This window comes from Streptomyces sp. NBC_01408, from assembly GCF_026340255.1.
Lineage (GTDB): Bacteria > Actinomycetota > Actinomycetes > Streptomycetales > Streptomycetaceae > Streptomyces.
Map to the genome: position 1 here is coordinate 365,376 of NZ_JAPEPJ010000003.1, position 15,033 is coordinate 380,408.

A 15,033-nucleotide genomic window follows, 5' to 3' on the forward strand; every position below is an offset into this window, starting at 1 on the left:
GACCACAACCGCGGGTGGGGTGGGAGGGATTCTCGTGAGCGACGAATACCTGGAGTTTCGGCTGCGACTGCCGAACGGCGGGCCCGGTCCTGGCTCAGGACATCCGCGGCCTGGACGACTGTCTCGCGGCGCCTCGCAGGGGTCGCGGCACGCCAGCTTTCACCTCGCAAGGTCCGTCAGCAGCACATCCAGAACTGCCTCCTCCTCGACCCGCAGGGCGTGCTGGGTAAGAGCGAGCGCCAGGTCCGGGTCCCATGGCGACAGCGCCGGTTTCCCGTCCAACGGGCGCAGATCAGGACCAATGGCTGCTACCGCCTCGCGGTAGTCGTCGGCCGTGTAGCGCCAAGGCAGCCAGGGCACGTGCCCCAACAGCGTCGTGGCGATGCGTAGACCGCCCCAGTCGAAGTCGCCGTGGTAGCGGAAATCGGCACCGAGCTCGTGCAGACGGGCGAGAAGGGTCAGGGCGGCGGCCGACGGCTGGCCCTGGAGGCAGACCAGCGGTCGGGCATCCGGTCCGTGGTTGTCCGCCGCGGCCGAAAGGACCGCAGGGTTCTCACAGATGTGGACCACGGGCGGTGCCGTCCGCGGCGGACGGTGGGCGAGCTGTCGGAGGGTGAGTACGCACGGCTCACCCACGTCGGCCATCCAGTCCAGGGCCGGAGTCCCGCGGAGGTTGAGAGTGAGCACCGTCGAGGAGACGTCGTCCCGGAGCAGGCCGGCGGAAGCCCATGCGGCCCGCCGCCAGGCCGCTCCCGCTCCCTCGGGATGGCCGGTCAGAGCGCGGGCGCCGGAGAGGGCGAGGGTGGCCACCGGCGTTCCGTCGTCGAGTGCGTGGGCACTCCCCAGCATGTCCGCGGCGAACACCGACAGCGACCGCGCTGGTTCGACAGGTAGCTCCCGCAGTACGCGGACGGTCTGCTCCACCAGCAGACGGGTGGCGCCGGGAGTACGGGCGAGGCGGCGTACGAGGCCGTCGTCACGCACACGACCGGCCCAAGCGGCGTGCTCCGGATGCTCTTCGGCCAGCAGCGTGAGAGGCGCGTACGCCTCCCCCCAGGCCTGTTCCTCGCTCCGGCGGACCTCGTCGAGAGGGACGACCCGCCCAGTGAGCACCGTCACGGCAGCCTCCAGGCCTCCCGGGCTGATGCCCGATCTGACCAGCACGGCGTCCACGGCGTCGAGCCGGACCGTCAGCGCTTTGCCGGCTCCCGGTGCCCGGCCCAGGAGTCTCTCGGCAGCAACCCGCTCGGCCGCGCTCGGTGTTGCCAGCGAGACCGCCCCGGTAAGTGGCTGCCCGCGCTCCAGGCGTCGGCGTGCCCGCTCCACCAGCCAGGCCAGGTCGGCGCCGCCGAGGAGCCCGCGCAGGCGCGCCTCGTCCACGGGCGGACCGCTCACGCCCACAAGGGCTCCGGTTCCGCCGGACGCACCGGGTCCGCGCGGCGCGTGCGGGCCGTGCCGTCCCACTCCCAGCGGGTGACCAGGACAGCGGCCACCTCGTCGACGCGGGCGAGCTGGGCGATGGCGATGCCCGGCACCTGCGGATAGCAGGCCCACTCCCGCTCGCTGGTCATGACCACATCCAGGTCAAAGGCGTGCAGGAGCCCGAGGCACTTGGCACGCGAGTCGTCGTCCACACCCGCGAACGCCTCGTCCAGGGTCACCAGGCGTGGCGCGTACGGGCTTCCCGCGCTCGCGTAGTGCGAGGAGGCAGCGGCGAACAAGGGAACGGACACGGCCAGGACGCGTTCGCCTCCGGAGGCGGGTCCCGTGGCGGGTACCCAGCGGCCGTGCTGCTGGCGCTCAACGGCGAACTCGTGCCAGGAGCGGTAGTCGAGGGCGGCGGTGAGGTGCTCCAGCCAGCTGCCCGCCGCATCCTCGGTCTGCTGGCGGGCGATCTGCGTCTGCAGGAACTCACCGACCGCGGCCCGGTCCTCGGCCGTCCAGGCATCAGCGGTCTGGAGCAGGCGGCCACGGGCCTGGGCAAGGCCGACCGGGGCCTTGCGGGAAGGCCGCCACACCAGGCGCAGGCTCATTCCGGTGGAAGTGGGCCGTTCCTTCAGCTCGGCGTTCATGGCCAGCACCTGCCGCTCGGCCGCTGCGATCAGCTCCTGGAGGGTGCCGGCCACCTCGGTGATGAGGTGGGTTTCGAGGATCTCACGCTCGTGTGCGGAGAGGATGCGGGTGAGTTCGCCGACCTCGGCTGCCAGTGCCTCGGCCAGTTCGGGTACGGCTCGTTCACGGCCCTGGTAGACGATGTCGACGATCATCCCGTCCTCGACCATGCGGGCCGAGGCGGTGTTGCCGTGCCGCGACAGTGCGTCCTGGAGGGTTTTGAACTCCTCGCTCAGACGCCGCTGTACACGTTCCCAGGCGCCGTCCGAGTCGTCCGTCGTCGACAGCTCCGATTCGAGGGCACGGGCCAGGGCGATGGCCGGGGTGGCCGCCCACGGGCCGTCGTCCGCGGCCGGTACGGCGAGATCGGGAAGCGCGACGGCGATCAGTCCTGTGGCAGTGAAGCGCTGGAGCGCGGCGATGGCCTCGGAGCGCGCCGCGGCGGCTTCGGTGACGGCCTTCTCCAGCTGTTCGATGCGGCCCTCGGCCCGGCTGGCCCGTCGGTCCGCCTCCGTGTGCTGGCCCTGGGAGCGCCGCTGGTCGGCCGCGCAGCCGCGCAGGGCTTCTGCGGTCTCCGCGAGCAGCCGCTCCAGCTCTGCCACGGCGGCGCCGACGGTCGAACGCAGCGTGGCCAGCCGCTCGTCCGCGGCCGCAGCCTCACGGGCGGCCTCCTCCGCCCGAACGGCGAGTTCGGCGGTCCGCTCCCCTGCCCGGACCGCCTCTTCGCGTTCGTCGTCCGCCTGCCGGGACGCCTCGCTCCGCTCACGGAGTGCGGGCCAGAGTCCGGCGAGGACGACGTCGAGCTCGGCGAGGGCTCGCCGTACGGCGGCCAGCGCCGGCCGGTCCGGGGGCAGCCCCAGATCGGCTGCGGTCTCCTGCAGTTCGGCGGCGGCCGACTCGGCCTGCTCGGCTGCGGCCGTCACCTCGGCGGCCCGCTCGTCGCGCCGGGTCCGGGCCCGGCGCACGGTGTCGGCGGCAGCCGCGGCGTCGGCGTGCGCCCGGATCAGGGGCGCGTCGTCGGGCACGGCGGCCAGCTCGGTGTCGAGCGTACGACGACGGGTCGCCAGAGCCTGCGCCTGCACGTCGGCGTCGGCCGATTCCTGCCGGAGGAGGGAGAGTTCAGCCCGCAGGGCTGCGATCCGGGTCCGCCTCGCGGCTTCCCGGGCGCCCTCTCCGATGTACTCGGCGGCGGGTTTGGCCCAACGGCCGGTGAGAACACCGACGCGGTGGCGTCCGTCCAGCGCGACCCAGGTGCCGTCCGTGGCCCCGGTGCCCGACGGGCCGGCGCCCGGTACATCGCCGGCCGGTGCCGTGTCCCCGGAAGCCGCGCCGAGGCCGATCGCCTCCAGCAGTCGGCCCACCGCCTCCACACCGACCTGTGCGGCCTGCGCGTCGCCGTGGTCCACGGCCGGGCGCAGTACCTCGGCGAGCGACGCCCCCTCGACCGGTCCGGCGTTCGGGGCGAGGAGTACGTCAAAACCGCCTGCGGCGAGGGCCGCTCCGTCGGGGCGCACCCACGCGTCCAGCAGCCCGGCCGCCTCCAGGGCCGCCTCCACCCCGGCGCGGTCGTGGTCCGTGACCTCTTCCCGGAAGTCGATCAGCCGCCACAGGGGGGCACCGGGCGCCTGGTCTCGCAGGCCGGGGGTCCGGGTGTACGGGGCCTGCGGCCCGCGCCGACCGCCGGACTCCAGCCCGGCGAGTTCCTGTTCCGCATCGCGGGTACGGGCGGCCAGGCCGGCCCGGTGTTGCGCTGATTCCGCCGCCTGGTCGGCGAGTACCGATGCGGTGGCGCTGTGTGCTTCCGAGGCACGGCGGCGCGCCGGGTAGGGGCCGTCCTGGTGCCGGGTCCACTCCTGGAGCTCGTCCAGAAGTCCGGCCGGGTCGGCGTACGCCAGCTCCCCGCACCCGCCCGCGTGCTCGCGTACGGCTTCGACCAGAGCCCGTCCGGCGGCTTGCGCCGTGTCCTCGGCCGTGTCCAGCGCCTCGGCGGCGTGCGCCAGCTCGGTCTCCGTCTCGTCGAGCCGGAGTACGGCGGCCCGGCGCCCGGCCGCCACCGCCTCGGCCTGGTCGGCGAGCGCCTCTACATGCGTGAGGGTGCGGTGCCTGCGGTCGGTCGCTTCGGCCACCGCGGCCCGCAGGTCGCCAACCGCCTGTCCCTCGTCTCCGGGAAGGTTCAGCCGGGCTGCCGCAGCCGTCTCCCGGGCCCGGAGCAGCGTGTCCCCGGACAGGTCCCGGGCGACCCTGAGCCGGTTCTCCGCGGCACCGAGGCGGCCGAGGGCCTTGGTGTGCTGAATCGAGGCCTGCTCCCGGTCGTCACGCGCGCGGACACAGTCGTTCTCCGCCCGGTCCAACTCCTGTGCTGCCCGCTCCAGTTCGCGGGCACTGCGCATCTCCGGGCCCTCGCGCAGGGCTGCGTCGGCTGCCTCCAGCCGCGCCCGGGTCTCGGTGAGTGCGGCGACGCGCTCCTCCGCGGCCGCGCGATCCTCCTCCGCCGTGGTCCTCTCGGCCTGCGCCTCGGCGAGGTCGCGCAGCAGCTGCTCGTACTTCGAGTGTTCGCTGCGCGGGAGGCGGGCGCGACGGCGGGAGGCCGCGCGGGCGTAGCGCCGGTAGTGGTCGAGGAACAGGGAGGCCGCTCGTTCGGCGGCCCCGGCTGCCCGCAGCTCCTCCTTCTCCTCGTCCAGGGAGCGGAAGGCCTCGGCCACGTCCGCGATGACGGCCTGGTCCATCGGCGGAAGGGCCTCGGTGAGGGCGCGGGAGAGGGCGGCTTCGTTGGGACGCTTGGACAGCTGGGGCTGGCGCAGCTGGATGAGCAGGTCCACGAGGGCTGCGTAGCGCTGCTCCCCGAGGCCGAACAGCGCCTCGTCGACGGCCCGGCGGTAGGCCTTGGCCTGGTCGTAGACCATCCCCCGTCCGGCGACCGCCTCGATGAGCCGGTCCCGGGACAGGACGGTGCCGGTGGCGTCGAGCAGGCTCAGTGACCCGTCCGCGTGTACGTCGGCCGGGCCGTGGTCGATGCGCTGCCCGGTCACCGCCCACCAGTGCCGGGCGATGCCGCGCCCGGTGACGGCCTTGAGCCCGCACAGGAGCGTACGGAACTGCTCCTCGCCGCTCACCGCATCGCGGCGGCCGAACTCCACCCAGGTGTAGCCGAGGCGTTCGGAGTGCGGGTGCTCGCCGCCGAGCAGGAGGTTCCACTCCATCCGCTTGCCGGCGTCCCCGTCCGGTTCCACGCGACGGGCGCTGAGGTCCCCGTCGAGGAGGAAGGGCAGGGTCAGGGCCAGCACCTTGGACTTGCCGGTGCCGTTGTTCCCCCGGAGCAGCAGCCGGCCGTCGCGGAAGTGGAACTCCTCCACGTCGTAGTGGAAGAGGTCGACGAGACCGATCCGCAGGGGCTGCCAGCGGGGACGCACAGGGGCGGGGGGTGCGGGGCGGGGGGTCAAGGCAGGTACGCCTTTCGCTGCGCGGGCACCTGCGCGGTGCCGGCTGTACGGGGTTCGAGTACGACGGTCTCGCCGACCGCGTAGCGGGCGAGCGCCGGGCGCGGCACGACCCCGTCAGCGGTGCGGGCGACCAGGCCGAGAGCGGCCAGCCGGGCAACGGCCTGCTCGGCCAAGTCGGCCTCGGCCCCCGGCTCACGTGCCGACTTGGACCAGAATCCGCTGTGCTCGGCAGCCAGTTCGACAACGCGGCGCTCGAGGTGGGCCATGGGCACGACCAGGCCTCCGGCCGCCGTGAGGTACTCGGCGAGCAGGAGGGCGACGTGGCCGCGGGTCCCTGATTCCGGCATGCGGACGTCGGTGAGGTCATCCTCGGGATCGACCATGGCGATGCCTTCGGCCCGCACTTCGGCGACCAGCCCGGTCAGTTCGTTGATGCGGGCGGTGAGGAAGCCGCGCTGGCGCGTGAGGTAGCCGAGTTCGGCGTCGGTCAGCTCGTCGTAGTAGAGGACGGGGTCGTCGAGCAACCGCCGGGTCAGCGAACGGCGCATGGCGCGGAAGCGGAGTTCGTCGCTGTCGAGGGCCGTTTCCGCGGCGAGCTCGGCGAGCCGGGCATCCGGCGTTTCGGCCCGGACGGTGGAGGGTCCCCGGCGGGTGGCGAGCAGACCTGCGAGTACCCGCCGTTCGACGTCGTACAGGACGTCGCCGGCTCCACTGACGTACGCGTCCTCGTCTCCGGCGACGCGCCGCAGGACTCCGAGGTGGAGCAGAAGCCGCACGACGGCGGCCAGGTCGAGCCGCTCGTCGCGGCGGTCCAGGGTGAACTGGATGCCCGCCGCGGCCAGCTGGGGGTCCTTGGCGTCCAGCATGATCTGGTCGGCGAGGCGGCCCAGCGCGATCTGCGCCTCGCCGCGTTCGAGGGCGGCGAGGGCGAGGCAGAGCAGGACGTACCGACGGCGGCTGAAGGGAACAGCGCTACGGGTGACCTCGCGCGCGGGGTGCGTGGCGTCGTCCGGCACACCGGGGATCTTGCCCAGCCGGGCGGTCTCGGCGTCGACCTGGAGGGACCAGCCGGTGTTGCGGTCGAACCACTCACGCAGCTCGGAGGCGTGCCGCCGGACGAGCCGGAACTCGTCGGCGTACGCGCCGTGCGCGAGCAGCAGGGGCTGCTTCAGCAGGGCACGCGCCGCCTTGCGCCGCTCGGCGGCGTGCTGCCCGTCGAGTACTTCGGCGAGCGGGGTCGTCATCACGCTCCGCTCCCTCCACTTCCTTCGGCGAGGTCGACGATCTCGATGGTGTGGTCCGGGCCGCGGAAGGTCCCGTCCGGTGTGCGGACCTCGGCCGTGGACCCGTCGGTCGGTGCCGTGAGCCGGATCTCCATGGAGCCGTCGCCGCTGGTGGCCGCGGTGTGCGTCATACCGGGCCGCCAGGTGGCCAGCGCGTCGCCGAGGAGCTGGAGGAAGAGCCGGAAGCTGAGGGGGTCGAGCTCGCCGAGTCCGGACAGCCTGGTGATGCCGTGGGTGACGAGCCGGGCCCGGGCGGCCGCTGTCTCGGCGGCCTGCTTGGCAGCCGTCTCGGCGAGCAGTCGGCGCGCTTCCTGCCGGTCCTCGACCCTGCGGGGTTTGCCGCGCCGCTCGTAGCTTCCCGTGCGGCGCAGCTGCGGGCTGATCCGCAGCGGCGCGGCATCGGCCCACGCGGTTCCCGCGGGCTCGGGACGGGCGTGGCGGGCGGCCAGCGTGTCGGGGTCCACGGTGAGGTGCCGGGCCGGGTACAGCCCGAAGGCGGTGCGCCACAGCCGGTGCCGGGCGTCGTCGTCGGGCGCTTCGGCGAACCAGCGCGCAAGGGTACGGAAGTCGGCGGAGCGGTCCGAACGCCCGGCCCGCCGCTCGTTCAGCGACCGTACGACGGCCAGCAGCTGGGGGATCGCGCCCAGTGCCCGGCCGCGCAGCAGCCTGGCCTGCGACTCCCGGCCGTCCCGGCTGAGGAACCAGGCCGCCAGCCCTGCCCACCGGCCGGCCCACCGCTCGTATGCGGCCTGCCCCGCGTACGCCGCCTCCTGCGGGGTGGCGTCCGCCGCCTCACGGGCGGCCGCGGCCCGCAACAGCCGCTCGATGCTCCCGCCCTCCTCCAACTCCAGGATCAGCCGGGCGATGCGCCCGCCAAGGGTGATCAGGTCCTGGATGAACCGCTCCAGGTACTGGATGAGCTGGTCCTTGTAGGCGAGGAAGACCTCCTCCCCCACGTCGTGAAGGTCGATGGTCCGCTGGAGGGAGCCCATGAAGGCCCGCGCATTGTCGGCGAGCGCACCGAAACGACTCGCGAGCCCGTCCAGCGCCAGATGCGTCTTGGCCGGATCGGGCTCCTCCTCGGCCGCCAGCACGAGCAGGGCCCGCAACTGCGTCACGATGTCGTGCAGCGCGACGGCCTGCAGCGCGCCCCGCCGCCCGAGCGCCTCGTCGTACGCGGACAGGGCCTCCTCAGCCGCCTCGCCCTCCCGCGTGAGCTGGTAGATGAACCGCTTGCGGTAGAAGTCCTCGACGGCGGTGACCCGCCCGGTATCCGGATCGGCCCTCAGGTTCCCCCACCCCACCAGGCTGTCGAGCGCCTTGACCACGGCGTCGAGCTCCGTCGGCCGTACCCCCGAGGCCAGCCCCGCGTACACGTCCTCGGGCCGCAGATGCACGGCGAACCGCTCCTTGGCGACGAGGAAGGCCCGCATCACCGCGCGGTAGAGCAGCACGTTCGGAGCGGTGAGATGGGCGAAGGGCCCGTACCCGTCGGGCGGGCCCTCCGCCTGCGGAGAAGTCATGTCCATTGCCCGCCATCCTCCTGGAGCGTCGTCCATGATCGGCAGGGACTTTAGTACTTGGCCGATTCGCATTGGTCCTGATCGTGTGCGGCCCTCAACGACATCACCAGAAGCGCTGGAGGACTCCCGTGCGCTGGAGTTCCGACACGTGTTCCGCGGCCCGCGCCGGCGCGGAGCCTCCTCTGATGAGTGTTCCGGCCTCGATGTTGCGGTCCACTCCCGATGGGGTGAAGTTGGCGCTGGTGGTGAGCAGCGTCTGCCGGTCGGCCACTGCCAGCTTCGCGTGCGTCTTGGCCCCGGGCTCCGCCCTCTTGTCCAGCGGCCAGTGCCATAGGCGTGCTCCCGGCACATCGGTGAACGCGCTCGCCGGCTCGTCGCCGGAGAGGGCGCTGCCTGCGCCCTGCAGCGTCTCGACGACGATGTCCATGCCGACGCCCCGAGCCGCAGCGTCCTGCAACGCCTGTGTCAGCGGTGGGTACCGCCGTGCCGAATAGGTCATCAGGGTCAGCTCTGTCCGTGCCTCGGCGATCAGCCCGAGGAGCGCCCGCTCCGTGGACCGTACGGGCACCCGGTGGGAGGAAGGGCCGCTCCACACCAGGGAGACCTCTTGTTCCCGGTCGCGCTGCGCGTAGCCGGCGGCCAGCCCGTGCAGGCAAGCCGCGGCTTCCTCCCGGGACAGGCCGTCCGCGTCCATCGCATCGAGCACGGCAGCCGCGGCCTCCGTGTAGGCGGACGCCGACCGCACCGTGAGCAGCGCGGCGCGGGGCTGTCCGGCTGCTATGCCGTCGGCCAGTGCAACAAGCGCGAGGACCCCTGCGCCCGCTTCTGCCTCCGCGGCGGCCTTGAGCAGCCGTGCCCATCTCATTTGAGGCCCTGGAGGAGCACGAGGTCCGGGTCGTCGATGGGGACGATGAACCGTCGGTCCAGGAAGCGGTTGCCGCGCTCGCAGGTCGTCTCCGACACGAACAGGCATACGTGGCATGCGGCGCCGTGCAGGAAGTCCTCGTGCGGAGGCCGGGGCAGCCGGTCCGCGCACAGCGGGTCGGAGGAGCACCTCTCGGCATCGTGGAGGGCGCGCCGGACCACCCTGCTGAACTTCTCCGGCTCGGCCAGGGCCACCAGCCCGCCCAGGGTCCCTTCGGCGTCGGGCACCGCGGTGTAGATCAGGATGCCGGTACGCCGGTCGTCCTCGCGGCCGGCGTAGATCCGCTCGGAGAGGCTCGCCGAGGAGTAGCCGCATTCCAGCGAGATGGCCCGGATCAGCAGGTGCGACAGCGTGTGGAGCGCGATGTACCGGGCTCCGGGCCAGCCGCGCAGCGGGTCGTCGGTGTCCTCGACACGGCCCGAGTAGCGGTTGCGGCGGAATTCGACGTAGGCGTCCCGGTGTGCCGCGATGGCCGCGGTGTCGGCCACCCGCTGCTCCCAGTCGGCCATCAGCTCGTCCGAGACCCGCAGGAAGATGCCCTCGCCGCGCACCTCGCTGGCCGGCACCCAGGCGGGGACGCGGCTACGGGAGAGGGGTGCGCGGGCCACCAGGGTGGGGTCTTCGGGGTCCGGGGCATCGAGCCGGGTGAAACCGATCAACGCCCTCACCTCCCGCAGCCGCTCCGCCTGGACGACATGGGAGAAGACCCCGCCGAGGGCCGGCGGCACCGGTACGTCGCGCAGAGCGAAGTCCTCGCTCGGTTCCGGAAGCTGCGGACTGGTGAAGATCTCCCATTCGGGCGTGAGCAGGTCCGGGTACGAGACGGCCTCCGAGGACTGGGGCTCCGCGGCCGCGGCCCGGTGCGCCTCGATGGCTTCGAAAACCTCGGGCTGGCTCCACTGGTGCAGCGGCTTGAACTGCGGGAGCTCCCAGACCATGTCGAGGGACTCCTGCGACTTCGCCTTCTGCAGGTGCTCCCACAGCTGTTCCACCTTGCCCTGGAGGGCGCTGCCGCTGGTCGGCGGCACCGCCAGGACGCTGAGCGTCTGTGCGAACCACTGGTTCGAGGCGCCGATGACCAGCGGCTTGGGACGCTGCTTGCAGCCTGCCGGATCGAAGCTCGCCAGGTGGGGGTGGCGGCCCCGGCAGTGCGGCAGGGTGATCTCGCCGCGCTGCCCCATGGCGTCGCGGATGTTGCGTTCGCTGCTGCAGTTCACGCAGCGCACCTTCACGTTGGCCGCCTGGTTGCCGCCGTGGTCGAGCATCTCCAGCCGCGGGTGGCTGGCCTCGGCGCAGTTACCGCCCCGGTGGACGAACGACGCGTACGGGAAGTCGTCCAGGTGCCCGGCCTGACACACCAGGACGAAGCGCGCCGCGACGGCGAGCGGGCGCTTGCCCTTGCGCTTGGCGGTGCAGTTGTCGTGGAAGAAGCGCGCCTGGTCGGGGCGCCGGGGCTTGGCGTTCTCGAACTTGAAGATCTTCGAGTCGAGGCCGCCGAGGGCGTTGCAGGCGGTGCAGCGCAGCCACTGGGGGAAGGGCAGGACCGGGACGCCGATGCGGGATGCGGAGCCGGTGGGGTCTCTGTCCGTGCCGTCCATCCAGGGTGCCGGCCGCAGTTGGGTGACCTGGGCGCCGTACGGGTCGCCTATCAGGCCGTTGACGGCCCGCAGCAGCCGCGGCTCCTTCAGGTCCGCCCACTCGAACGCGTCGTACTGCCAGTCGTCGATCCCGCGCACCAGGACGGCGAAGTTGGGCAGGTCGACCAGAGCGCCCACCCCGCCCGTGTACATCAGGTGGCTGGGGCGTACGGATCCGACCCGGCGCCGGTGCTGTGTCTTGTCCGTCATACTCAAGCCTTCTTCCCCTGACGGCCTGCCTTGTCGGCCTTGCCGTCCAGTACGGCGCCCGTTTCGTCTCCCTCGGGCGAGTCCTCTCCGTCGGAGCCGGCCTGGCCCGCCCCGGCCGCGTAGCTCCACGCGGGCGCCCCGCCGACCACGTCGTAGAGGCCGGCCCCCGGCACCAGCAGGTTGATCTCGTTCTCCGTCTCACGCATCGACTGGGCGACCGTGAGCTCGTCCCAGGTGGCGCCGGTGGCCCGGTTGAGCAGTCCGCTGAGCCGCTGGCCCTGCCAGGCCGCCTCCTCGTATCCGAGGCGGGCGGAGCCCTGCTTCTTGCGCGCCCAGGCGTCCTTGAGGACCTCGATGCGCTCCCCGAGGTACTTGCGGGCGCGCGGCCCGCCGACGGTCTCGGCGCGGGCCAGGAACCGCTCGGTGACCTGCTGCGCGACCGGGCCGTCGAGGTCGATGTCGTAGGCGTCGTGGTTGCGGGAGTGGGGCGTGGTCGCGTTGCGCACGGCGGCGATCCAGGCCGCCGCCGTCGTCCGGTCCAGGGACCGGCGGGCGAACGGGGTGACGGAGAGGGCTTCCACCTGCCGGTAGAAGGTGGCGTGGTAGTGCCCGAAGTTCTCGAAGTGCGCCAGGTCCCGTGGCCGCGTCCAGTTGTAGAGCGCCACGACCAGTCCCGGGCGCTGGGCGTCACGGCCCACGCGCGAGGACGCCTGGATGTACTCGGCCGTGTTCTTGGGCTGGCCGACGACCATCATGAGGCCGAAACGGGAGACGTCGACCCCCACCTGGAGCATGGAGGTCGCGATCACCGCGTCGACCGCTCCCGTGCCCTCGTTGCGCAGTCCGAGCTTCGAGAAGTCGATGCGCTGCTTGTGCTGTCCGGCCTCACGCAGTTCGTCGGCGACCGCCTGCCGGCGCACGGTGGTGTCCATGGACTCGTCGAAGGACACTTCCAGGCGGGACAGTACCTCCGTGATGTCCGCGGAGGAGATGCGCGAGGTCAGCTCCTGGACGGACAGCATCTCCGTGCGGCGCAGGAGGCGGTTCGACAGGCCCTTGCGGGTTCCGTGGATCCGTACGCGGGTGGCGATGTCGTCGTCGAGGAAGCGCCGCATACCGGCGAGTTCCCGCGTGGCGTTGAAGTAGCCGACCAGCGTCATGTACGGGTCGGCGGGCTTGCCGTGCCGGTCGAAGAGGGTCTGGCCGGCCAGGAACAGGATCTCGGCGACCCTGATCTCGGCCTGCTTCATACGGACGCCGTGGGCGCAGATGCCCAGGTAGCGCCGCCCCGGCGCCTCCTTCGAGAGCTCGACCTGCTGGGAGAAGTAGGTGTCGCCGATGTCGATGACCTGGGGCGGAAAGATCGCCGATTTCCGCGCGAAGACACCGCTGATCTGGTCTGCCGACCGCTTGGTCGTCGCCGTCGATGCCACGATCTTGGGGCCGACCCGGACGGTGGTGCCATAGGCGTCCTGCGCCGGCCAGCCGCACAGTTCGTCGACGGCCGCCTCGAACAGGCCGACCGTGGTGCCCAGCGCACCCGAGATCAGGTGGAGTTCGTCCTGGATGATCAGGTCCGGCGGGCGCAGCCGCGTCACCGGCTTGCTCTTCACGGCCGCGTGCTTGCCCTTGGCCTGGTGCTTGTCCCCGCACTTGATCCGGGTGTCGAGATCCGCGTGCCGGTAGCCGTGCCTCGGGCAGAGGTCGGAGACCCGTCCGAACAGCATGCCCGCCTGACCGCGCCAGGGCAGCTGCGCCAGCTTGTCGACGGTGGCGATCAGCAGGCTGGGGGCGAGCCGGTAGATCTCCTCGTCCACCGTCAGGATGGGCAGGCCCTCACCCGGTGAGCGGCGCTGCGAGAACGGACAGGCCTGCTTGCCCTCGCCGTTGGGGCAGTAGAGCAGGATGCGGCGCAGGTCGTCGTCGGCGTGCAGGTCGCGCTGGGCGCTCAGTGCGGAGCCGCACCAGGGGCAGGCCAGGGTCTGGAGCACCTTCGCGCCCTTGCCGTCCCCGGCGTCCTTGGCCTCGGCGATCTGCTTCTGGGCCTCGTCGAACCCGTTCGGGGAGACCGCGCCGCCCACCCAGAGTCCGATCCGGAAGGGAGTGGTCCCCCAGCGCACGTCGCCGCCGTCGTAGGCCTCGCGGCGCAGCACTTCGGCGGCGCAGACCAGCGCCGCCGCCCGCTGGAACTGCTGGGCGGTCAGCAGCCGCAGGGTGTACCGCATCAGCACGGCGACGCCGGCCTCGCCACTGCGGGCGTCCTCCCCCGTGCCGATCGTCCCCTGGAGCCGGCGGATGGCGAAGGTGAAGGCCGCGAGCCCGAGGTAAGCCTCGGTCTTGCCGCCGCCGGTCGGGAAGAACAGCAGGTCGACGATGCCGTCCGGGCCCGCCTCGCGCTCCTTCAGCGTCGGGTCGGCGAGCGCCCGGAGGTTGAGGAGGACGAAGGCCAGCTGGAACGGGCGCCACGATGCGGCTGCCGGTCCCTCGGCGTCGATGCGCTTCTTGGCCTCCTGGAACGCGATGCCCTCCCGCTCCCGCAGCGCCGCGATGGCGGTGTGGCGTCGCTGGAGGGCCATCGCCCGGTTGGCGAAGCGGAACGCCTCCAGCACCTCGGGGTGTTCGGGGTTCGAGAGGGCGTCCACACCGAGGGCGATCCGGACGGCTACGTCCCGGGCTTGGCCCACCGCGTCGAGGGCACTGGTGCGCAGCGCCCCGGTCAACTGCTCCGCCTGCGCCTCCCGCTCGTCGAGCCAGGCGCTGTAGCCGTCGGCGAGCGGAGCCAGGGCGTCGCTCAGCGCGGCAGGAGGGAGCACGGCGAGCTCGTCCATGGACAGCTCGATGCCGTCGAGGTGCTGCGCGTTCGCCCCGGACGGGGCGATCGTGGCCGGCACGTCGTGGACCGGCAGCCAGGTGGTCGTGAGGGCGTGGGCCCTGCGCTCCCCCTTGTCGATGGTGACCGCCACGGCCACGTTGCGGCCCGCCGCGTGCTTCAGGTGGTTGCGGTAGAGCAGCGTCAGGTGCTGCTCCTCCAAATCGGCCGCCCCGAGGGCGTCCTGGGCGGCTTCCTCGGCCTCGTCCAGCGGATCGGAGATCGGCAGGAAGACCGGCGCCTTGCCGTCGGTGGCGGTGACGTGCAGCTCGGCCTGGAAAAGCCAAGCCGCGTCCTTGGCCTGCTGGGGTTCGTCCTGCGCGTTGACGAGCGACAGCTCGACGACGCGGCTCGGTCCCGCGGCACCCGGCCGGTTGCGTACTTCCGCGACCAGCCGCACGCCGGGGGCGTCCTCCTGATCGGCGGTGAGCGGCAGGACCTGGCGGGGCGGGCCGTCGACCGGGACGGTGACGAGCTTCTCCACCTGCTCCCGGGTCCAGGTGGCACGCGCGACGCCGTCGTCGCCCAGGACCTGCGACCGGTGGTACTGCCCCCATCGGACCCGCACGGTGACCGCGGCCGCATGGTCCGTCGCCGGGACGGCGAACATCAGGCCCATCGACGAGGCCCACATGCGCCCCGCGTTCTGGGTGGTGAGCCGCTCCGGGAGCCCCTGGTCGGTGCCGTCGCCTTCCCCGTCGGAGTCGTCGAGAAGTTGCTCGTCGGCGGCGGCGAGGGTGGTGCTCAGGGCGCGCTTCGGACCGATCCGCCCGACCAGGTACCGGTCGCGGGGGCCGGCGGCCCGGTGGTCGAACTCCTCGTCCGGTCCGTCCCACGGGCCCAGCAGGTCCCGGCTGATGAGCTCGCCCAGGTCGTCCCGGATCTCGTACGAAGACGCCGGTACGAAGTCCTGCGCCACCTCGCGGACCCGCTGGAGGAGGTCCTCCTCCGTCGAGCCGCTCGTGCTGCTGCCCGGGCCTTCCGCGGTCTTGCCCGTCGCCATCAGTGCATCCCTCTTTCGTCCCTCGCGCGGC

The 15,033-nt window shown here is 72.5% G+C and carries 7 protein-coding genes; all 7 read right to left on the bottom strand.

Annotation, left to right across the window (positions count from 1 at the left end):
• Positions 1–159 precede the first annotated feature (159 nt).
• The 7 genes from OG447_RS29370 to drmA all read right to left on the bottom strand — a co-directional run bounded on the left by OG447_RS29370 (position 160) and on the right by drmA (position 15,002).
• Positions 160–1,395 carry a TIGR02679 family protein gene (locus OG447_RS29370; RefSeq protein WP_266940465.1) on the bottom strand — a complete coding sequence of 412 codons (1,236 nt, stop codon included), beginning with the start codon at positions 1,393–1,395 and terminating at the stop codon, positions 160–162.
• Entirely contained in the window at positions 1,392–5,552 is a 4,161-nt protein-coding gene (locus tag OG447_RS29375; RefSeq protein ID WP_266940466.1) for a TIGR02680 family protein, read from the bottom strand. The genes OG447_RS29370 and OG447_RS29375 overlap by 4 nt, the downstream gene beginning before the upstream one ends.
• Positions 5,549–6,796, bottom strand: coding sequence for a TIGR02678 family protein (locus OG447_RS29380; RefSeq protein ID WP_266940467.1), 1,248 nt, complete (start codon positions 6,794–6,796; stop codon positions 5,549–5,551). The genes OG447_RS29375 and OG447_RS29380 overlap by 4 nt, the downstream gene beginning before the upstream one ends.
• Entirely contained in the window at positions 6,796–8,358 is a 1,563-nt protein-coding gene (locus tag OG447_RS29385) for a TIGR02677 family protein (protein ID WP_266940967.1), read from the bottom strand. Before OG447_RS29385 ends, OG447_RS29380 begins: the two co-directional genes overlap by 1 nt.
• 103 nt (positions 8,359–8,461) lie before the next feature.
• Positions 8,462–9,223 carry a DISARM system phospholipase D-like protein DrmC gene (drmC, locus tag OG447_RS29390; RefSeq protein ID WP_266940468.1) on the bottom strand — a complete coding sequence of 254 codons (762 nt, stop codon included), beginning with the start codon at positions 9,221–9,223 and terminating at the stop codon, positions 8,462–8,464.
• Positions 9,220–11,130 (bottom strand): DUF1998 domain-containing protein, encoded by a 1,911-nt coding sequence (gene drmB / locus OG447_RS29395; protein WP_266940470.1) that lies wholly within the window; start codon positions 11,128–11,130, stop codon positions 9,220–9,222. Before drmB ends, drmC begins: the two co-directional genes overlap by 4 nt.
• A 2-nt stretch (positions 11,131–11,132) precedes the next feature.
• A complete protein-coding gene (gene drmA / locus OG447_RS29400; RefSeq protein ID WP_266940471.1) occupies positions 11,133–15,002 on the bottom strand; it encodes a DISARM system helicase DrmA in 3,870 nt (1,289 codons plus the stop codon).
• Between the last annotated feature and the right edge of the window lie 31 nt (positions 15,003–15,033).

Excerpts from the sequence above, each read along its gene's own strand:
- drmC (WP_266940468.1), bottom strand. The coding sequence starts at position 9,223 with ATGAGATGGGCACGGCTGCTCAAGGCCGCCGCGGAGGCAGAAGCGGGC.
- OG447_RS29385 (WP_266940967.1), bottom strand. The coding sequence starts at position 8,358 with ATGACTTCTCCGCAGGCGGAGGGCCCGCCCGACGGGTACGGGCCCTTC.
- OG447_RS29380 (WP_266940467.1), bottom strand. The coding sequence starts at position 6,796 with ATGACGACCCCGCTCGCCGAAGTACTCGACGGGCAGCACGCCGCCGAG.
- drmB (WP_266940470.1), bottom strand. The coding sequence starts at position 11,130 with ATGACGGACAAGACACAGCACCGGCGCCGGGTCGGATCCGTACGCCCC.
- drmA (WP_266940471.1), bottom strand. The coding sequence starts at position 15,002 with ATGGCGACGGGCAAGACCGCGGAAGGCCCGGGCAGCAGCACGAGCGGC.